Origin of the sequence: Mesorhizobium sp. M1312 (assembly GCF_040318115.1) — a bacterium.
Taxonomy (GTDB): domain Bacteria; phylum Pseudomonadota; class Alphaproteobacteria; order Rhizobiales; family Rhizobiaceae; genus Mesorhizobium.
In genome coordinates, this window is record NZ_JAMYLQ010000053.1 from 1 (window position 1) to 20,314 (window position 20,314).

The 20,314-nt window shown below is 60.4% G+C and carries 17 protein-coding genes and 1 pseudogene; all 18 read right to left on the reverse strand.

Going from position 1 to position 20,314, the window contains the following annotated elements; genetic code table 11:
* Positions 1 to 201: pseudogene (locus NKH36_RS33005) on the reverse strand (7-cyano-7-deazaguanine synthase); the annotation flags it as partial.
* Between the two features lie 299 nt (positions 202 to 500).
* Complete coding sequence (locus NKH36_RS33010; protein ID WP_352965840.1) at positions 501 to 1,661, reverse strand: Fic family protein; 1,161 nt, start codon at positions 1,659 to 1,661, stop codon at positions 501 to 503.
* Between the two features lie 1,858 nt (positions 1,662 to 3,519).
* Positions 3,520 to 3,972, reverse strand: coding sequence for an aspartate 1-decarboxylase (gene panD, locus NKH36_RS33015; RefSeq protein ID WP_352965842.1), 453 nt, complete (start codon positions 3,970 to 3,972; stop codon positions 3,520 to 3,522).
* A 56-nt stretch (positions 3,973 to 4,028) separates the two neighbouring features.
* Complete coding sequence (gene bioZ / locus NKH36_RS33020; protein WP_352965843.1) at positions 4,029 to 5,012, reverse strand: 3-oxopimeloyl-[acyl-carrier-protein] synthase BioZ; 984 nt, start codon at positions 5,010 to 5,012, stop codon at positions 4,029 to 4,031.
* Entirely contained in the window at positions 5,009 to 6,274 is a 1,266-nt protein-coding gene (locus tag NKH36_RS33025; RefSeq protein WP_352965846.1) for an adenosylmethionine--8-amino-7-oxononanoate transaminase, read from the reverse strand. The genes bioZ and NKH36_RS33025 overlap by 4 nt, the downstream gene beginning before the upstream one ends.
* Positions 6,274 to 6,909: a dethiobiotin synthase gene (bioD, locus tag NKH36_RS33030; protein ID WP_352965848.1), complete on the reverse strand. Its 636-nt coding sequence runs from the start codon at positions 6,907 to 6,909 to the stop codon at positions 6,274 to 6,276. Before bioD ends, NKH36_RS33025 begins: the two co-directional genes overlap by 1 nt.
* Before the next feature lie 11 nt (positions 6,910 to 6,920).
* A complete protein-coding gene (locus tag NKH36_RS33035) occupies positions 6,921 to 8,060 on the reverse strand; it encodes an 8-amino-7-oxononanoate synthase (protein WP_352965849.1) in 1,140 nt (379 codons plus the stop codon).
* A complete protein-coding gene (bioB, locus tag NKH36_RS33040) occupies positions 8,060 to 9,058 on the reverse strand; it encodes a biotin synthase BioB (protein ID WP_352965851.1) in 999 nt (332 codons plus the stop codon). The genes NKH36_RS33035 and bioB overlap by 1 nt, the downstream gene beginning before the upstream one ends.
* A gap of 97 nt (positions 9,059 to 9,155) precedes the next feature.
* Positions 9,156 to 10,010, reverse strand: coding sequence for a carboxylating nicotinate-nucleotide diphosphorylase (gene nadC, locus NKH36_RS33045; protein ID WP_352965853.1), 855 nt, complete (start codon positions 10,008 to 10,010; stop codon positions 9,156 to 9,158).
* Positions 10,010 to 11,551 (reverse strand): L-aspartate oxidase, encoded by a 1,542-nt coding sequence (locus tag NKH36_RS33050; RefSeq protein ID WP_352965855.1) that lies wholly within the window; start codon positions 11,549 to 11,551, stop codon positions 10,010 to 10,012. Before NKH36_RS33050 ends, nadC begins: the two co-directional genes overlap by 1 nt.
* Positions 11,548 to 12,522 (reverse strand): quinolinate synthase NadA, encoded by a 975-nt coding sequence (gene nadA, locus NKH36_RS33055; protein WP_352965856.1) that lies wholly within the window; start codon positions 12,520 to 12,522, stop codon positions 11,548 to 11,550. The genes NKH36_RS33050 and nadA overlap by 4 nt, the downstream gene beginning before the upstream one ends.
* A 63-nt stretch (positions 12,523 to 12,585) precedes the next feature.
* Entirely contained in the window at positions 12,586 to 13,548 is a 963-nt protein-coding gene (locus NKH36_RS33060) for an NUDIX hydrolase (RefSeq protein ID WP_352965858.1), read from the reverse strand.
* A gap of 606 nt (positions 13,549 to 14,154) precedes the next feature.
* Positions 14,155 to 14,334 carry a hypothetical protein gene (locus NKH36_RS33065; RefSeq protein ID WP_352965860.1) on the reverse strand — a complete coding sequence of 60 codons (180 nt, stop codon included), beginning with the start codon at positions 14,332 to 14,334 and terminating at the stop codon, positions 14,155 to 14,157.
* A 10-nt stretch (positions 14,335 to 14,344) separates the two neighbouring features.
* Positions 14,345 to 15,169, reverse strand: coding sequence for a reverse transcriptase domain-containing protein (locus NKH36_RS33070; RefSeq protein WP_352965862.1), 825 nt, complete (start codon positions 15,167 to 15,169; stop codon positions 14,345 to 14,347).
* Between the two features lie 1,151 nt (positions 15,170 to 16,320).
* Positions 16,321 to 17,703, reverse strand: coding sequence for an MmgE/PrpD family protein (locus NKH36_RS33075; RefSeq protein ID WP_352965864.1), 1,383 nt, complete (start codon positions 17,701 to 17,703; stop codon positions 16,321 to 16,323).
* Positions 17,704 to 17,899: 196 nt separating this feature from the next.
* Positions 17,900 to 18,658 (reverse strand): SDR family NAD(P)-dependent oxidoreductase, encoded by a 759-nt coding sequence (locus tag NKH36_RS33080; protein ID WP_352965866.1) that lies wholly within the window; start codon positions 18,656 to 18,658, stop codon positions 17,900 to 17,902.
* Between the two features lie 836 nt (positions 18,659 to 19,494).
* Positions 19,495 to 19,635 (reverse strand): FAD-dependent oxidoreductase, encoded by a 141-nt coding sequence (locus tag NKH36_RS33085; protein ID WP_502912166.1) that lies wholly within the window; start codon positions 19,633 to 19,635, stop codon positions 19,495 to 19,497.
* On the reverse strand, positions 19,590 to 20,267 hold the full coding sequence (locus NKH36_RS33090) for a peptidase dimerization domain-containing protein (protein WP_352965868.1): 678 nt from the start codon (positions 20,265 to 20,267) through the stop codon (positions 19,590 to 19,592). Before NKH36_RS33090 ends, NKH36_RS33085 begins: the two co-directional genes overlap by 46 nt.
* Positions 20,268 to 20,314: the final 47 nt, after the last annotated feature.

The following is a 20,314-nucleotide window of genomic DNA, read 5'->3' on the forward strand; positions in this document are numbered from 1 at the left end:
GATTGCGGCCGACATCGCGGATATCGACGATCTGGTGCGGAACGCCCAGCCGTTTGGCGCAGATAGAGGCGAAGCCGAGTTCCTTTTGTGCCTCTGGCCGTAGTCGAACGAAAGCAGGCCAATGAGTTTCTGCTCGGTTTCCACCTTGTGAGCGAGCGAAACAGAGTCCAGTCCGCCGGAGCAGATGACGAGGGCATTCATGGGTAGAGTCCTTGTTTTGACCGGGTAAGGCTGCGACCGGAGATTTCTCTGCGCTCCCAGTACTCCACGAAGCCGGTTTTGTGAATTGGGTGGACGCGATTGAGGCGCACGTGCCTTGATCTCATGGTCCCCAACATGACTTGCACGCGACTTTGTCGCGCATCTTCGACCGCTGGTGGCTGCGGCCGGCACTGCATATAGGCGGATAGACGATACAGAAATCAGCCGGCGACCAGGGCAGGGATTAAGGGGACCGCCAAACCGTTGGCTAAAGATCAATCCTCATGTTGATTACGCCTTCAATCGGCACCAAAGGTTTGCGCGTAGATCGCCTCGATCCGCCCTGCCTCGTCATTGGTCAGCGCGGCGAATTCCTTTTCGCGGGCGCGGCTCGACAGGTGGCCACCATTCTGGTGAAGGAAACGGAAGAGCAACTCGATCAGCCGCTCGGGCATGTTGATAAAGGCATCCACCTGTTGGCGGAATTGATCGTAGCGCTGCAGAAAAGCGGTTTCATTGGGAAGGTCCCGCTCGATCGTCCTGTGAACGCAGGCATATAGGAATTCGGCGTGCGGGGTTGCATCGAAGAATCGGTAGAAATCCCCGGTGTCATTCAGCACCCGGACGTTGAATTGCTGCGTTGGTTCCCACTCGACCAATGGCAGAAGGCGCTGCGAGTAGCTCTCGAGCACGCGTCTGTACTCGTCGATCTGGTCCAGGATCGCGGCCGAGACGGGAAACACCACCCCCGGCGGATTGAAGCGGTGCATGGCAAGGACATGGTGGATCAGGTAGCGGTGAATGCGGCCGTTTCCGTCCTCAAACGGATGGATGTAGACAAAGCCGAAGGCGAGGATTGCGGCGGCGATGACGGCATCAAGGTTTTGCGCAGGGCCTTGATCGAAAGCCGCCATCCCATCGATGAGCCGCGGCAGGTCGTCAGGTCGAGCGCTGATGTGGTCGGGCAGGGGCAGGAGGTTGTCTCGGTCATGCTCACCGACGAAGCCTCCTTCTTTTCGCAAGCCAAGTCTCACGAAACGGGCGTCGCCGAGTACAATTCTTTGCAGACGCAGCAGCTCATCGCGATCGATCGGTTGGCGGCCGGCTTCGCCGATGGCGCGGCCCCAGCGTTGGATGCGGTCTTGCGGCGGGTGCTCGCCCTCGATCGCGTAGCTTGATCGCGAGTCCTTGAGCAAAAGAAAGGCGGCGGTCCGAGCAAGGAGGTCGTGGGGCACGTCTGCTATGATTGCCGCCGCGCGCCGCGGCAGTTCAAGGCTGATGAATGCTTCGAGAGTCTTGGTGCGGAATACGAGTGGGCAGAAATCAGGCGTGCCGGGAAGATTGTCCCTTACGCGGTAGCGCGAAGCGGTTCTCTCGGATCCGGACCACTGCAGCTCGGGATCGACAACCGGAACGTAGCGCCCGGCATCCGCGTCGGGTAGATCGAGCCGCGCGCCCATCAACCATTCATATAGAAACCAGATGCGGCGGGCATAACTGCCGGTAGGGCTTTCACGCACCAGCGCCTCGATCGGTGCGGGACCTGTCACCTGGAACAGCCGCTTGAGGACGGCAAGGTCGAGCCCCTCGTATTTGAGCGCGAAGGTCAGGTGGCCATCGAGGGTTGGGTGTGGCGCATGGCGGGGCGTCATGATCCGCCAACCATCCCGTTCGGTAATGCGGTGATGGTCGCCTGTGGCCGATAATGTCCGTGGCAAGGGCACAGCGAGCTCGTAGGCTCCGATCAGGGCGCTATACCCGGCCGGCGTCGCCGTCTCAGGAAGGCGGATTTCCTGAAAAACGATAACAGGACCTGAAAAATGGTTCCAATGCGCCGCAGCCATGAATTTGGACCCTTACGTGAATTTCAAGCCGAAAAACTACCAAGAATGATCCTACTGCATGACAATTGATTTCTCAAGACCGTTTCGGGCGAAAAACGATTCCTAAAATTCCGCGGCCAGCTTTTAGCGCTGCGCGGCCGGGAGACCCGCTTGGCCTACAACTCGCCGCAGAAACTGCACCTGCCAGTGCGCTTCGCGCCCACCTCCGGTGGCATCGCCACGCAATCGTCCTGTCGCCATCGCTCGATAAACAACTCGCCAGTCAAAGTCGTTGGCGTCGTTCGCGGGAGCGGCGTGGATTGGAATTTCGGAAGGAAGCGTGGGCTTGGATTGTAAGTGAGCCGAACCATTGCTGTGGTTCGATTACCTTACACCTTCATTGCAGCAGGCGAGCCTAACCCGGCCCGACCACTGCGAGATCCTCGTGACGGGCAGTCGGCCGGGCTTGTTCTATGAGATAGACCCGCTGCAGGCGCAGCAGGACTTCCCTTGGCTACTTTGAGGATGTTCAAAGCCCAGCGGGAGCGCTCGAAATCTAACCATTGATGAGCTGATTGGCGACTTACGGATTCATTAATGTGGCAGCATCCGCACCGACACAGACGAAAACCCGCCACTCTCGAGGGCGAGAGCGGCGGGCTTTCTGCAGAGCTACTCGAACAGAATACGCGTTCCCACTAACATTAGCTGCAGATAATTAAAGTCGCATTAACATGCAAAATTTGGGCGTCTAAATCGATCCGAGTGCAGGATGCCGCGCGCCCGGACGTTCGGGGCCTAAATTGCCGTGGTGGTCAAATTTACAAACCATCAGCTATCAGAAAATCTGTGCTTGACGTTACGTAAGGTCACGTGTTTTTCGCCACGCAGGAGCGACTTCCAGTCTCGTTCCATGGCGACGAAAATGAGGGGCAGCGATGGTGGCTGGCGAACCAAACGACGTGCGCGTCAAGCGTTGCGGTGGGGGATGGGCCGTTCATATTATGGAGGGCGGTAAGCTGACGGTTCATCGGTTCAGGACACAGTGTCCCGCCGAGAATTTCGCCGATGACCAACGCGCCAGGCTCGGCCTCGCCAGCAGGCCACCCATTGACGAACGCTGATGTCTGCGCCGGATTTGGGCAGACGTTGGACGGCTGGCGCGCCTTTGGCGCCGGCGGAAAAAACACATCGCCGAAAGGCCATTTACAATGCTGCTTGCGGCTGACACGGCAGGCCATGAAAAGCCAGATCGTCAAGAACCCGGCCCACCGCGCTCGAAAAGCAGCATGAATTTGCAGGCCGCCGCAACTGACTTCAGACAGGGGTCGAGCCGCATGGCTGTTGGCTCAACCGTGGAGATGCGGATATTGCGCGATCGCACGAAGGACCGCCGTGGCTAACGGCACGGCGGGCCTCTGCGAAGCTGGTCCTCTCTTCAGCGCCGGGCGAGTTGCAACGGGACGAAGAGACCGTCTCAGATGTGCGGCGCAAGTCACGCCCCGGAGACCAAGGCAGGGATCGCCAAAGCTTCATTCGCCTCGTCAAGAATGGAGAAACTGTAACGGCCATCGGCGTCGAGATCGACGGAGTAGCTCAGGCGGTCGAGTATGTTGTTGTCCTGGTCGAACGTAACGATCCGCGGCTTCAGAGAGGTGATATGCGCTTCGTCCAGGTAGATGGAGTTGCAGACAATGATCTGGTCGTCCGGCTGGCAGGTGCGGGCAGCCGCTCCGTTTAGAATACAGCATCGTGAGCCACGTTCGCCCAGAATGACATAGGTCGAAATCCGCGCCCCGGAATTCCTGTTCCATATCTCGACGAATTCCATGGGCAGGATTCCTGCTTCTTCGCAGTGGTCAGGGTCGAGCGTTATGGAACCGTGGTAGTTGAGGTTTGCTTCGGTGACGTGGATGCCGTGCAGCTTGCCGGCGACTAGTTTTCGCATTGGTCTGGTGTCCCTATTCATCATCAAAGGTAAATCTTGGCATCCGGACCTCGCCGCTAAATTCCGACGACGAGGGCGCCGCCACTCAGGCCCGCACCGGCCGCCGCCAGCAGGATTTTCTCGCCCGGTCGAAACGGCTCCGTTTGATGGGCGAGCGACAGAGAAAGTGGGATCGTCGCGGCGGAAGAGTTGCCGTAATCGACGATGGTCTTGACGATTGCTTGATCCGCAATGCCGAGGTTTCGCCCGACCGCATCAAAGATGCGGGCGTTGGCCTGATGCGGCACAAACCGATCGATGTCTTGCGGCTGCATCCGGGCTGCGGCCAATGCGTCCCGCGAGCAGGCGGTCATCATCTCGACGGCCTTGCCGAACACCTCACGGCCGTCGGTGATCGTCATCCGGGTTTCCCCGAGGTCGAGGTCGCCATGGAACGGCTTGTTGCTTCCGCCGGCCGGGATCTGGATCAGCCCGTAGCGCGAGCCGTCGGAATCCACCGATGCGCCGAGAATGCCGCTGTCCGGGTCATTGCAGGGACCAATCACCACGGCGCCGGCGGCATCGGCAAACAGCACGGCACTGGCGCGCTCGGCCGGATTGATGCGGCGGCTGAGGATGTTGGCGGCAATGACAAGGCTCGCCTTGCCGTGTAGGCGGGTGAATCCGTCCGCGAACATCAGCGCATAGATGAATCCGGCGCAGGCGCCGGTCAGATCGACCGCGCCCGCACGCCCCAGCCCAAGCCGATGCGCGACCAGCGGCGCACTGGGTGGCAGCAGGTGATCGGGTGTCGAGGTGGCAAGCAACAAAAGACCGATGTCGGCACGGTCGATGCCGGCGCTCGCCAGCGCCATGTCGCCGGCTTGCGCGGCAAGGCCAGACAGCGTGTCTTCGTCTGTTGCCCAGAAGCGCGACCGTATCCCGGTGCGCCGCTCGATCCAGCCCGGCTCGAGCCCGAGATTGCTCTCAATCTCGGCATTCGCCACCTTGCGCGCCGGCGCATGGTGGCCAAACCCGAGAATGCGCGACGATGCGCTCATGGTTTCGCGCCGAAGCGCTCGCCGGCCTCCGCGATGGCGTCATAGAGTCCGCTAAGTTCGTCGCCGGTGATGCAATAGGGCGGCAGAAGATAGAGGACATTGCCGAGCGGGCGCACGAGCAGCCCGCGCTCGAGGAAGAATGCGCGCAGCTTCGGCCCGATCTCGGCCAGATAGCCGGCTGAGCCGGCGCGCAGGTCGAGGGCGGTGATCGTGCCGGTCGCCCGGCAGTCGGTGAAGAAGGGATTGTCGCGAAAGCGCCGAAGCCCAGCGACCTGCATCGCGCTCAAGGCGTCGATCCGCCCGGCCACGGGCTCGTCCTGCCAGATCTCGACGTTGGCGAGTGCTGCCGCGCAGGCAATCGGATTGGCGGTGTAGGAACTCGAATGGAAAAATGTCTTCTTCCGATCGTCGGAATAGTGGGCCTGGAAGATGGCGTCGGTGGCGAGCGTGGCGGCTAACGGGATAGTGCCGCCGGTCAGGCCCTTCGAGGTACACAATATGTCCGGAGAGATGGATGCCTGCTCGCAGGCGAACATGGTCCCGGTGCGTCCCCAGCCGGTCATCACCTCGTCGGCGATCAGCAGCGTGCCGGAGGTCTCGGCGATCTTCTTCAATTCGGAGACAACCCAGGCCGGATACATCAGCATGCCGCCGGCTCCGAGCACGAGCGGCTCGACGATCAGTGCGGCTGCGCGCCGGTCGCGGCTGACGGCCTCGAAACGATCCAGCGTCTCTTGTTCGCGTCCCGGGGCTGGGAAGGGGATGGTGTCGACCTCGAACAGCAAAGGTTCGTAGGCGACGTTGAATACGCTGCGGGCACCAACGCTCATCGTCCCGATGGTGTCGCCATGATAGCTGTGCTCCATGACGACGATGCGCGAGCGCGGCGCGCCGGTGTTGCGGAAATAGCCTAGCGCCATCTTCAACGCGACCTCGACGGAGGTCGAGCCGCTGTCGGAATAGAATACCCAGTCGAGGCCGGCGGGAGCGAGACCGACAAGCGCCTTGGCCAGGCGTTCGGCCGGCTCGTGCGTGAAGCCGGCGAAGATGATCTGGTCGAGGCTCGACGCGGTTGTCTCTATCGCCTTCATGATGCGGGGATGGCGGTGGCCATGGGTGACGACCCACCAGGAGGAGATCGCGTCCAGGATGCGCGTGCCGCCAGCCTTTTGGAGATAGGCGCCTTCGGTCCGGACGATTTCAGGGATCGCCGGCTCAAGCGCGTGCTGGGTAAAGGGATGCCAGATATGGGACTGCGACATCAGTGATCTCCCGTGCACGAGGCGAAGGCGAAGCCGGCAATCATTGCGTCTCGCAGCGTTTTGTCCGTCAGCGGGTCGAGATACGCCAGCCTGCCGAGCTGCGGAACACCGCCCATTTCCACGATTGTCCGTTGCGTATCGGCCATCTCATCGCCGATGAAGGCGATGCCGGCCAGCGGGATGGAGCGAGCCCTGAGGGCCTCGATCGACAGCAGCGTGTGGTTGATGGTGCCGAGCGTGGTGCGGGCACACAAAATGACCGGCAGCCGCCACTCAGCGAAGATGTCGATGAAGCTTGTGCGCCGGTTGAGCGGCACCATCAGCCCACCGGCGCCCTCGATGACGAGGGGCGTCGGCAGGACGGGAAAAGTAAGATCGGCAGCCTTGATCGCGACGCCGTCGATCTCGGCCGAACGATCCGGCGACAGCGCGCTCTTCAAGCGGTAGGCTTCCGGCAGCACGCGCTCCGAGGGCAAGCCGGCAAGCCGGGCGACCACTTCGCTGTCGGTTTCGCCGTCGAGGCCCGATTGCACCGGTTTCCAGTAGAAACCGTCGAGCAGGCCGGCGAGCCCGGCCGCAAACACGGTCTTGCCAATTCCGGTGTCGGTTCCGGTGATGACGATGCGTTGGGTCATGCCGCCCCCGGTCATGTTTGGGCCAACACCTCAACGAGCGCTTCGACCATGGCAGAAATATCGGCTTCGTCGACGTTGAGCGTCAGTGAGATGCGCAGGCGCGACGTACCCTCCGGCACCGTCGGCGGGCGAATGCCGCGTATGTCGAAGCCGCGGGCCTGCAGGGCCGCCGCCACCGTCATGGTGCGCCTGACGTCGCCGAGGACAAATGGCTGGATCTGCGAGCCGCTGGGTACGACACCGCAGCGCTCCGCCAATTGTCGGCCGGCGAAGGCAACGCGATCCTGCAGCTGAACGCGGCGCAGCGGCTCGTCGGACAGGATGGCCAGCGCTTCGCGCGCCGCGACCGCCATCAGCGGCGATGGCGCGGTGGCGTAGATGAATGGCCGGCATCGGTTGACAAGATAGTCGCACAGCGTTCCCGGTCCGGTGACGAGTGCGCCGGACGCGCCGAGCGCCTTGCCGCAGGTATGGAGCGCGACGATGTTGTCGCGGCCCTCGAATGCGGCGGCCAGCCCCCGGCCGTCCGGTCCCCAGACGCCGGTGGCATGCGCCTCGTCGACGACGATGAATGCCTCGTGCCGATCGGCAAGCGCGACCAGGTCCTCCATCGGCGCGCGGTCGCCATCCATGCTGTAGAGGCTTTCGACCGCGATCCAGATGCGGCCGATGCCGCCTTCGGCGCGCCAGCGCGTAATCGCATCCTCGAAAGCATAGACGTCGTTATGCGCGGCAAGCACGAACTGGGCGCGTCCGGCCTGCGCGCCCTCATGCATGCTGGCATGAGCAAGCTCGTCGAGGACCAGCAGGTCGCCCTTCTGCGGCAGCGCGGTCAGGAGAGCGAAGTTTGCGATGTAGCCGCTGCCGAAAAACAGCGCGCGCTCGCTCCTGAAAAACACCGCTGCGTCCGCCTCCACTTGCCCATGCTCCGGCGCATTGCCGCGCAACAGCCGCGATCCGGTGGCGCCAACCGGCGTGCCCCGCGCGATCGCCGCCGCAACCGCATCGCCCAGTCTCTTGGAAGCGGCAAGCCCGAGATAGTCGTTCGACGAGAAGTCGAGCCCGGCGCGCGGCGACAGCGTCCGCAACCGGTCCTTGCGCGCCAGCCCCTGCAAGGTCGCGTCATAGCGGGCAAGCGGTGCCCCGTTCATTACGCCTCGAGTTCCATCGGCTCGATGCCGAGGCGCCGGAACAGCTGAGTATCCTTGTCCTCGCCCGGATTGTCCGCGGTCAGCAGCGTGTCACCGACGAAGATCGAGTTGGCACCGGCAAAGAAGCACAACGCCTGCATCTCGTCGGTCATGGCGGTGCGGCCGGCGGAAAGACGCACATGCGAATTCGGCATCATGATGCGGGCCAGCGCGATCACGCGCACGAACTCGATCGGCTCGATAGGCTTGGCCTCTGCAAGCGGGGTGCCGGCGATCGGGATCAGCATGTTGATTGGAACGCTTTCGGGATGCTCCGGCAGATTGGCCAGCGTGACCAGCATGTCGATCCGGTCGATTGTCTCCTCGCCCATGCCAACAATACCGCCGCAGCAGACCTTGATGCCGCTGTCGCGGACATTGGCGAGCGTGTCCAGCCGGTCGGCAAAGCTGCGTGTGCTGATGATCTCGCTGTAATAGCGTTCCGACGTATCGATGTTGTGGTTGTAGTAGTCTAGACCAGCCTGCTTCAGACGAGCGGCTTGCTCAAGATCGAGCATGCCGAGCGTCATGCAGGTCTCCATGCCCAACGCCTTGACGCCCTCGACCATCGCCACCACCGCGTCCATGTCGCGTGCCTTGGGATTTTTCCAGGCAGCGCCCATGCAATAGCGGGTCGCGCCAGCGTCACGTGCCTTGGTCGCCTCGGCTATGACGCGCTTGACCTCCATCAGCTTCGACGCCTTCAGACCGCTTTCGTGATGCGCGGACTGGCTGCAATAGCCGCAATCCTCAGGGCACCCGCCGGTCTTGATGCTGAGGAGCCGGCTGAGCTGGACCTTGTTGGGATCGAAATTCTGGCGGTGAACGGTTTGCGCCCGAAACAGCAGATCATTGAAAGGCGCGTCGTGGATCGCCTGGGCTTCTTTCAGGGTCCACATCCGGCCACCTTCGAAGGATTGAGCTTCAGGCAGGGCTTTTTCCGAAATTGCTGCGCGCATTTTCTTCCTGTTCCTTGCGTTGCGGCGACACGTGCGCCTTTGGACTGGCGGGCACGGTCGAGAGAAGCTGGATAGGCCAGATGGTCAGCCTCGATGATCAAGGCTCGCGATAGTCGAGGCCGATATCGAGGATCGGCGCACTGTGAGTCAACCAGCCGATGGAGATCAGGTCGACACCGGTCGCGGCGATGGCTGGCGCAGTCGCGGCCGTGATCCTGCCCGATGCCTCGGTGATCGCCCGGCCGGCAACCATCACCACTGCCTCGTGCAATTCGTCAAGCGACATGTTGTCCAGCAGCACGGCATCGGGGGCAAGCGCCAGCGCCTCTTCCAGCTGGGCCAGCGTATCGACCTCGACTTCGATCTTGACGAGATGGCCGATGCTGCTCCGTGCCCGCTCTAGCGCGGCGCGAATACCGCCGGCGATTGCGATATGGTTGTCCTTGATCAGGATGGCGTCGTCGAGGCCGAAGCGGTGATTGGAGCCCCCACCGGCGCGCACGGCGTATTTTTCCAGCGCCCGCAATCCGGGCGTCGTCTTGCGCGTGCAGACGATCTTCGCCCCATGTCCGCGAACCGCGGTGACGATCGATGCGGCTGCCGTGGCGACACCACTCAGATGGCAAAGAAAATTGAGTGCCGTCCGTTCGGCAGTGAGAATGGCCCGGGCCGGACCAACCACGGACGCAATCACCTCCCCTTTCGCTACGTCGCTGCCGTCCGCTCGCGCCACGGAGATTTCGACGTCAGTATCAATCAGGCGAAAAGCAAGGATCGCCAGATCGAGGCCGGCAACAACTCCCGATTGGCGCGCCGCCAGCACGGTCTTCGCATGGTGTTCCTTCGGCACGACAGCGTCCGTGGTCACGTCGCCGGCTCTGCCAAGGTCTTCTAGAAGAGCTGCCCGGACAAGCGGCTCCAGCATGACCGTGGGAAGTGGTGCAAGCTTCATCACCTGGCCTCCTCAAGGCTCGAGACGTGTGCGAGTTCCCGAGCCGCCGCCAGGGCATCGGCGAGAGTGAGTTCGCAACGTCTGGCAATGGCTTCACGATGGGGAAAGTCGGCGCGGTAGTGGGCGCCCCGGCTTTCTTTGCGTGACAAGGCGGCGATCGTCATCATCAACCCGACAGCCGCGGGATCCGATGCCGCGTCGTTGGCCTCGGCGAGCGGCAACAAATCGCGTGCAGTTGCTTTCAAGACCTCGCCGTCCCGCACGATGGCGAGCGCTCGCGACAGGAGAGGGCGCACGGTCCTTGGATCGGGCGAGGGGTAATCGTTTGTAGTTGCGGGCCTTGTTCGCAAGACAGGGGTTCCTCCCAGGCTTTCAGCGACCCAGCGCGCGCAAACCACGGCTTCGGTCAGCGAGTTGCTGGCAAGCCGGTTGGCGCCGTGCAATCCCGTCGAGGCGACTTCGCCGCAAGCCCAAAGTCCTGAAACAGAAGTGCGACCGGCGCCATCCACGGCGACACCACCCATGTGATAGTGCTGGGCGGGGCGGATGGGAATGAGGTCATGCGCCGGATCGATGCCGACATCGCGGCAGGCTGCCGCGATCGTCGGAAACTGCCGCGCGAATGTCGTGCCGGGCTTCTCTCGCGCATCGAGAAAGACACGGTGGCCGTTCGAAAGATGTTTCCAGATTGCTCGCGCTACAACGTCGCGCGGCGCGAGCTCGGCACCTTGTAAGCCTTCCAGGAAGCGCTGGCCGGTTTCATCGACGATCTCAGCGCCTTCGCCGCGAACCGCTTCACTGATGAGCTGCATTGGACGGTCCGGCCCGTCGAGCGCCGTCGGGTGGAATTGGATGAATTCCAGATCGGCAAGGACAGCGCCTGCGCGCGCTGCAAGCGCCAGGCCTTGTCCGCAACTGCCCAAAGGATTGGTGGTGTCGAAAAACAGCCCGCCAATCCCGCCGGTCGCGAGGACGACCCGACGCGTGTCGAAAAATACGGGGCCCATCGAACAGCTTGCCCAGACGCCCCGGACCGTATTGTCCTCCACCGCCAGCCGTCGCGCCTCCACGCCTTCCACGACCACGATCGACCGAGTGGAACGCGCGACCGCGACAAGGGCACGCATGACCTCGCGTCCGCTGCCGTCGCCGCCGGCACGAACGATACGCCGTCGGCCGTGCGCGGCCTCTAGCCCAAGGCGCATTGTCCCTGCCGGCGTGCGGTCGAAACGGACCCCGAAGCCCTCCAGCGTCGTAATCGCGCCGGGCGCCGCGTGCAGAATTCGGCCTGCCATTTCCGGGTCGCACAGTCCGTCGCCGGCGGCGAGCGTGTCGGCCAGGTGTAGCGCCGGTTCATCGTCATTGCCGAGGCTGGCAGCCAGGCCGCCCTGTGCCCACGTGCTCGAAGCGTCGGCTCCCAGCGGCGTCCTCGACAGAAGAAGCACCGGTTCGGGCGCCAGATGAAGCGCGGTCATCAGCCCGGCTATGCCGCCGCCGATAATAATGGGTCTGCCGAAGAAGCTGCGGACGTCCGCGTTCATACAGCCAGCATCCGCTCGACGGCGAGCCGTGCCCGGCCGGCGATCTCGGGATCGATGCTCACGACATGCCGGTTTTGCTCTAGGGCCTCGCGGATGTTGGCGAGTGTGATGCGCTTCATATGTGGGCACAAATTGCAGGGCCGGATGAACTCGAGCTCCGGATGCTGGAGCGCGACATTGTCGCTCATCGAGCATTCCGTCAGCAGCACGACGCGAGGCGGTTTTTGTCGTTCGACATAGTCGGACATGGCAGCGGTCGACCCGGAAAAATCGGCTTCAGACACCACGTCTGGCGGGCATTCGGGATGCGCGAGCACAATCACACCGGGATGGCTTTCGCGCAACTCTCTGATGTCGGCTGGCGTGAAGCGCTCATGCACCTCGCAACGCCCTTTCCAGGCGATGATCTGCACGTCGGTCTGGGCGGCGATGTTCTGGGCCAGGTACTCGTCCGGGAGCATGATGACTCGAGAAACACCGAGCGACTCGACGACGGTTTTCGCATTGCCCGAGGTACAACAGATATCGGACTCGGCCTTCACCTCGGCCGATGTGTTGACATATGTGACGACCGGCACGCTCGGATAGCGTTGCCGCAGCAGGCGAATGTCCTCGGCCGTGATCGAGTCGGCCAGCGAACAGCCTGCGCGCAGATCCGGAATGAGCACCGTCTTTTGCGGATTGAGCAGCTTCGCCGTCTCGGCCATGAAATGCACGCCGGCAAGCACGATGACATCGGCTTCGGTCGACATCGCCTGGCGGGCCAGCGCCAGGCTGTCGCCGACGATGTCGGCAACGCAGTGGAAGATCTCGGGCGTTTGATAGTTGTGCGCCAGGATGACGGCGTTGCGCTGTCGCTTGAGGTCGAGAATGGCCTCGATGTCCTCGGCAAATACCGGCCATTCGATCGAGGGGATAAAGCGGCGAACGCGGTCGTACAGCGACGCGCCTGAAGGCAGGATGGCGCTCATAGAGCCTCCAGTTATAGTCTAAGAGAATATAAGGCCTATATATTCTTTATGACTATAAGGATGTCAAGCCCGCATAAGCGGCAATTTTGTCCCGGCCACCGGCCTCTCATCGAGAATGTCGTGGCGGAAGCGGTAGAGCTGCGCCGGTCGGCCGCCGGTTTCGGCGGTCGTCTCCCCGGTTTTCTCCACCAGCTCTTGTTGCTCTATGAGCCGGCGAAAGTTCGGCTTGTTGATGAGCCTGCCGGAGAGCGCTTCCACGGTTCGCTGCAGCTGCAGAAGCGTAAAGAGTGGCGGCATCAGCTCGAACACGACGGGCCGATATTTGATCTTGGAGCGCAGCCGCGCAATAGCCGTTGCCAGGATGCGGCGGTGATCGGCAATCATCGATTTGCCCGCTACCGGAGTGGGTGCGGCTGAAGGTCCGCCACGTACCGCTTCCTCCACAAGCGCCGCCTCGTAGAGAAGTTCATAACGCTGCAGCGCGAACTCTTCGTTCCATGACCGGTCGTCGAAGCCGAAGGCAACAGCCGTGCGCCGCCGGCGATCGAGCCGCATGGCTTTCTCGTCAGCGCTATCCGCCCATTCCCTTAGGCGCGGTCGCAAATCTTCCAGCACCGCCGCCGGCGCGCCGGAGCGGTGATCCTCCCATGGAAAATAGTCGTACCAGCTTGCCCAGGATCGCTTGGCTGCGGCGCCCGCATCGTCGATCTGCGTAAGCGCGAGATAGCTGATCGAGATCACGCGCTCCTCGGCGCCAATCCGGTCGCGATCGGCGAAGGTGTAGAGCTGTTCGATATAGCCGAGCGGGTGGCCGGTCTGTTGTTCGACCCATCCCCTGAGGCCGGACTGCAGCGAACGGTGAGCGAGTTCGAACGGACCTGACGGTAGGGCGTTTGCCTGCGGGATGGTTAGAACGCAGGGGACGCTGTTGTTCATGGCGACGACGACGGCGATCAGGTCCGCCTTGACGTTGTTACCCTTGCCTCCAGATCTGCGTTGCCTAGTCGGCTTTTCCTGATGGTCCATGATCGCTGATCTGGCGGCTGGATTCCGCTGCGGAAGCAGCTGAACCGATTTAGATTGGTTTTCCACGATAATTGTCGGTGCGTCAACCTCACGACCGTGGGCGTGCACGAGACGCCTACATTCGAGCGCGATGCCATGGCCCCTCTACGAAAGGCAGAGTGCCGAGTAGGTGGGGGCGTTACTGCCCCCACCCCTCACAGACCCGGACGAGCAGTTTTCCCGCATCCGGTTCCTCATGGTAGAGTTTCGCTCACGGTGGCAAACGAATAAAGAATCCTGGCTGGCGGCAGCGGATGGCGTTTCAGGATTTAGTTAAGGCGGATCCATCGGAACACGCTTTGACGATCTCGCCGAGATAGCCATTTCTGCCATATCCTCACGACCTGGTGGGCGAACCATCGCAATCGCCGAGCATTTCCCCCGACGCCATAATAGGCGAAGTGGCCCGCATCATGGACGAGAGATGGCGATGCTGATCGCGGATCGACCATTTCCGGTGTTTCCGGCACCAGTCACTTACGGCAGCCAGCGCACGAGCAAAACGGCCCTTGGCCGTGACTTGCATCACCATGTCGTTGCCTCTGCGCGACCGTCCCCACACATGAGTCAGGCCGAGAAAGTCGAAGTTGGTGCCATCCGTCTCCGGATGCCGTGTGCTCTCCGTCGTTCGCGGGCGAAGTCGACGAGACGCGTCTTGTCGGGGTGGAGCGTAAGCCCGAACCGTCCAAGACGTTTGTCCAGCACTGCCAGGACACGCTGTGCGTCGACGATGCTGTCGAACGCCATGAGCGCATCGTCAGCGTAGCGGGCAATGGTACAGCCCCCCGCGGAGCCGCGGCCGCACCTCGGTCTCGAACCATTCGTCCAGCACGTGGTGCAGGAAGATATTCGAGAGGCAGGGCGAGACCACGCCTCCTTGCGGGGATTCTTCGGCCGTTCGGCGCAGAAGACCGCCTTCGACGGCTCCTGCGTTCAGCCATTTATCGATCATCCGTCCGATGACGCCGTCCGTGACTCGCTGGTCGAGGAACGCCCGGAGGTGAGAGTGCGGAATCGAGTCGAAGTACTTCTGTATATCGAGATCGATCACCCGATAGAGCCGCTTTGCCCACAGCACGTTCTGCATATTGCGGAGCGCCTGATGGGCCGAGCGGCCCGGTCGGAACCCATACGAGCAGGGGCAGAAATCCTCCTCATAGACGGTCTCCAGCATCATCGTAATGGCGCGTTGCGCCACCTTGTCCTCGAAGGTCGGAATGCCGAGCATCCTTTGCGACCCATCCGCCTTGGGTATATAGGCCCGCCGGACCGGCGGCGCACGATATCGGCCGAACTTGATGCGCTCCAGGAGGTCCAGAAGTCTGGTCTCCAGGTTCACCTCACAGTCCGCCGCCGTGACGCCGTCGATGCCAGGGGCACCATCCTTGCGGGTCAGCCGGTAGGCCTCATCCAGTCCAGATCGATGACATGGTGGAGCGAGCACAGCGCCACACCCCGTTTCGTCCTCGCCAGTTCGGCTATCCGTTGTCGGTTCGTAGACAGGTTTCCGGTCTCGCGACGGCAGCAGCGGCCGCGTGATGTTTTTCGGCCCCTCGCGGTTATGTACCAGCCCGCCGGTCAAGCAGCAAGGAAGGCGTACGTGCCGCGCGCCACATCGCGGCTCATATCGAGAAGCCTGCCTGCATAGTCGCAGTCTGCAGCGCCAGTCTGCTCTCTTGTCGCGCGTCGGGCAGTTGGCGCGGAGCAGGTAGCCCTTTGATAGCGCATGGAGGGGCTTGCCCTTCGGGTGGTCGGCGAGATGGCGCCTAGCGTGCGCGGAAAGTCTTTTCTCGCCCGAGATCGAGGCATTCCCGCTGGATGGCGGGCCGCGCGGTCATGTGCGACTTTTGTTCAGTAACTTGCCCACGAAATGGGACGCCCGAAACGATCCGATGATGCACTGCGGATCGATACCCCGCCAGCCTACCAGCAATCAGCCGCCAGATCGACATTGCGCCAGTTCGGCCGACAGGCGCGGCGCGGGTACACCATGACACGCCATCCTTCAATCCGTCAGGGTCATCCTCTTTGAAGCGAATGCGCCAAGTCCCGCAGCCGTGCCAATAGTCGTTGGACTTTTCGCCGCCCCGCCGCACGCCCGGTTCGTTGACCATAACCTTGCAGGCCAGGCGCTAATGCCGCCGCAGGACAATCCTAGCCGCCATTCGGCTTGATGATCAGCTGAAAGTGGGTCACCAGATAGGGCAGATCAACGTTAGAGTCATTGATGGGGATGCCAACGTCGCGGCCCTCAGTCTTATTCGACTCGATACCTCGCATGATGCTCAAAGCTCCTTTGTTTGAATTCGTTATTGGACGATCCGATTCCTAGCCGATGCGGCATTCGGTGCTGTTGTCGGAGTCACGGCCACCAGTCTCGCCCCAGCATCTGTTGAAAACTATTGTGATGTTGCTGCCGTAAAGCGCCGGGTCGAGACCGTTGGTCGCGTCACAGCCCGGGTCCCTTTGCACTCGATACGATAACCCCAACCTTCTGCCGCCTCCCGGCGCGATGCGGCTGCCGCCGCGACCAAGGTCCGAGAGAGTAGATCCGGAGAAAGTGCCTATGATATGCCTGCGGGCTTCGAACCCGGCAGGCAGTTTCAAGCAACTACAAGTTGTTCAACGTGTCGACAGCTTTCTCCGCGCCATAGGTTCGCTCATGAGGCACGAACAATGCGATCGTGTGCAGCAGCTGAGACCTATTGGCCATTAACGAAAAATGTTAAGTCACTAGAGGACAAGTAGAGGAAAAATACTTGAAAATTGTTCAGCGTGCTCAATCTCAAGACACCTATCAATAATTCTATCGACTTGGGCTTCAGATAGCTTTCCTTTCGCGCAAAGCAAGAATTTCTTGCGCAAATCATCGTCTGTCATCGGATTGCTAGGATCTCCCTTCAGATCTTGGGGGCCAATGCGTTGGTACAGCTCTCGTCCATCTCGCGTCCGGATCCGCACTTCGGCGGCCGGTAGATTGGCATCGAACTCAGGACCATGTACAAGTTCCACGCGATCGATCAAACTCCGCACTCGCGGATCGGTGAAGTTGTTCTCTTCGTAAATTCGCGGGGTGATATCTCCGTGCAGCACCGCCATCGCCGTAAGAAAGTAAGAGCTATGGTCGGCAGATTCCTTATTTCTCGGGTATTTTTTTACTAAATCCCCAGTGTGTACGACCGCGCGTTTATTGGTGCGAATGATGATTTTCTTGATGTCGTCGGGGCTAAGATTATGGTTGCGAACCAAGGTCGTCGTTGCTTCCAGGTGGCCTAGCGTGGTTGACTCCGCCGGCACGTTCTTGATCTCTACCCTTGAAATAAACCACCGGTCGCCCAAAGATTTTGGCAGATAACTTTCTGAGCTACCAAGGATTGTATGACCGAAGCCCTTAATCCCCTCAATAATTCGCTCCGGACCTGTAAATCCCTTGGCGGCTAATTGACACGCGAACAAACCCATTTCTGAAAGTACGCCGTCGGCGATATTCTTCGTCATTACATACTCTTCTCCCGTGGCGTCCAGAATATCAAGGCCGACCGAGAGACTTCCCGCAATCCCCATAGCATTCGCTATTTGCTCGGCATTCAGCCCCATAAGCCGGCCAGCAATTGCCGCCCCCACATAAGGGTGTAGCGAGCCATGATGAAAGCCCCGGGCCTCGAGCGAAATCGTGAGGGCTTCGAGCATGCAGCCGTAGACTTGATAACCGGCGACTAGAGCTTCTAGAAATTCTTTGCCAGAAGCGCCAACTAGCTCGCTGACCGCGATAGCAGTCGGCAACGAACCGCTTGGATGTCCGCCGGCAACGTCTCCCGCTACGAGCGATATTGCGACCGTATCGTTGTAGTCGAGAAAACGCATCATTCCTTGATTAGCGAGTATGGCTCCCCGCAATGGCACACGCGTGTTCTCGCCCAAAATCGTAGCCTGCGCCGGCCCTTGCATCTCATGGGCGAAATCGCGGCAGATACGCCCGGTGGGGCTATTAAAGCCCCCCACAATACAAGCAAAAGCGTCAATAAGTAGATGTTTTGAATGGCGAGCGATATCATCGGGTAATTTATTAAAATCTACCGCAAGCGCTACTTCGGCGAGATCACGCGCTACACTCATTTCCAACTCCTTTTGGGCATATTCATTTCCTGACCATGTGAATCCGCTAGGGCGGCGTCGCGCCTTCTGACGTGATAGGGCGCTTGGAGTCGCTACCGAACGGTCGAGGCGGAAGCGGGACTCGGGCCCGACATTATCGCCAACACACATGAAGTATTGAATGGTTTCTACGTCGACAGCCAATCTAAATGTAGAGTTACAGCATGGAGTCTCCGCCATCGACGTAGATTGTGTTGCCAGTCACGTAGCCGCCCATCTCGGACACTAAGTACAGGCAGGCATTCGCGATGTCTTCTACGGTACCGAGGCGGCGTGCTGGCAAAGTTTCTCGTGCATGTCGATATATGTTTTGAAGGTCAGGGTAGTTTTTCATATCTCGATCGGTATCGATCCAGCCGGGGCATATACAATTGGCTGTTATTCCGTCAGGACCTAGCTCGAGCGCAATTGATTTTGCCAAGATGAGCATACCCGCCTTTGCCACGTTGACGTGGGCGCGGTTCGGCATTGGGATCACCCCTTCGGATCCCGAAAGATGGATAATTCGTCCAAACTTTTTCTTGCGCATATGGGGGACAACGGCCTTCGCAAGGTAGAAAGCCGAGTTCAAGTCAATATTGATAACCTTCTGCCAATCATCGACAGATATATCTGTAAACGCTTGATGAGGCCTGATTCCCACATTCGAGACTGCAATGTCGACCGACCCGAAATGCTTGGCCGCTTCATCCACGACATCGGCAATTGCGTCTGGATCGGCCGCGTCTGCAAGGACGGCGTAAGAGTCGACACCAAGCGTGCGGATCTCCGCTGCCACGGCTTCAATTTTATCTTTATCGCGAAGTCCGTTAACAACGATATTCGCGCCAGCACGAGCCAGAGTTAGTGCAATTGCTTTTCCGATGTTTTGGCCCGATCCCGTTACGATCGCCGTTCGGCCCTTTAAGTCCTGCATCACGCTCTACCTCCTGCCCAATTGCTGAAGCCGAGTGCCGTCACAAGGCCGCGAAATTCACCTACACTCACTTCCATCTCCATTTTAACATACTCATTCCATGATCCATCTGGGTCTGCGTCACGCTTCTGATCTCAGAATAGGCAAGCTTGTAATACGTTTCAAAACCTACCCAGCTAGCGAGTTTTTGGCAGAGATGCCGGTAGCAGTCGGATGCTCCTCGGAACCTATATGTCCCCCCAGGACTTTGACGATAATATTGACTTCAGTGGGCCGCATTGCGCCAATTATTAGGTCGCGAACGCTGAAATTGAGCGCGTTTTCGCTGTTCGCGCATATAAGCAGCGATTGCTGGCCAGGAGTGAAGAATCCTCGTACTTTGGGTAAAGGCGTGCAGCCGGACGTTGATCTATCCTCACGCGTGACCGCGTCATGGTGTTCGGCAGCGCCTTCGCGTTGCCGATCAGCACTTCCTCGGGAACGCTCCCGAACCGCAGGAAAGGCGGTGATAGACGGAATTGGTCAGCATCTCCAAAGTCAGTGCGTCGTCCCGAGGCCACGCGATAGTACAAACGAATAGTCGATGATTGACGCAGAGATGGGGAGGCCGCGGCAACTCACACCAACCTAGTTCCGGTTGCGACCCACGCTCTGGGTCCGTGTCCCCTGGGTGCGTGTTTCTCGGCCGAACGCAGGTTGTCCTCGTAGTGGAAACGCGCTCCTAACCAATCATCAAGTCCATCGAGCCACCGGCGGCAAAAATATCGGGATCCGAGGTGACCAAATGTAGAACTTGCACAAGCGGCGGGACTGGCGATCGCTGGCTGGAACTGCTTTCATAAGCAGCGCGGGCCTGCCTCAAGCACCGTCACGACGGCGCCCTTGGATATCGCACGTGCAGCAACTTCAAGCCCGATAAAGTCGCCGCCGATCACGACGACATCACATCCTGGCCTGGGGGTTTGTCGAATTGCCACAGCGTCGGCATAAAGTGCGAAGTGTAGTCACTCGACATGCTGGGTTGACCGGCACACCCAACGTTCGCGGGCGGGCGCCGATTGCTAAGAGCAAACCTCGTTACCCAGGCGTTCACCCCGCGACAGCGAAATTGTATGTGCTGCGCAAGCAGCGTGGTGGAGCCCGCTTTATCCGAGAACGGCCAACGCGGCGTTGCGCACGAAAATAGCGGCCATCCAGCATTATATTTTTGATAGATTTCGAGGTGCATCCGTACCATAAGGGACCCCGAAGTGCTTGCCCGTTCCGGCAACTTCCGCGCACGCCTTGGCGGCCACCGCGGCAATTTTCGTCGCCTCCGCGCTAGGGGGAGCTGGATCTTCCAAAGCGGGCAGCAATGACCGCACTTTGTTTTGTCAGCACCCTGGCGCAACCCTTCCAATACGTTTTCTACCTCTTGTAGAGCGTCTGCGGGTCGTTCTCCCGGAGTGAGTCGTCTATCAATCCAGACACGGCATGATGGCGGTACGGTCGCCAGTTCTGCTCCACCTTCGATTAGAGTGCTTGTAAGGGTCGGGGGTCCCACCAGCGGGTGAACGCGTTGAGACAAGGTTTCATTGATTTTGTCGAGCGCCAATATGACCTTGGCCATTCCTGTAATTGCGTTGACCCCGAGATGAGGCTTGGAGCTATGAGCGG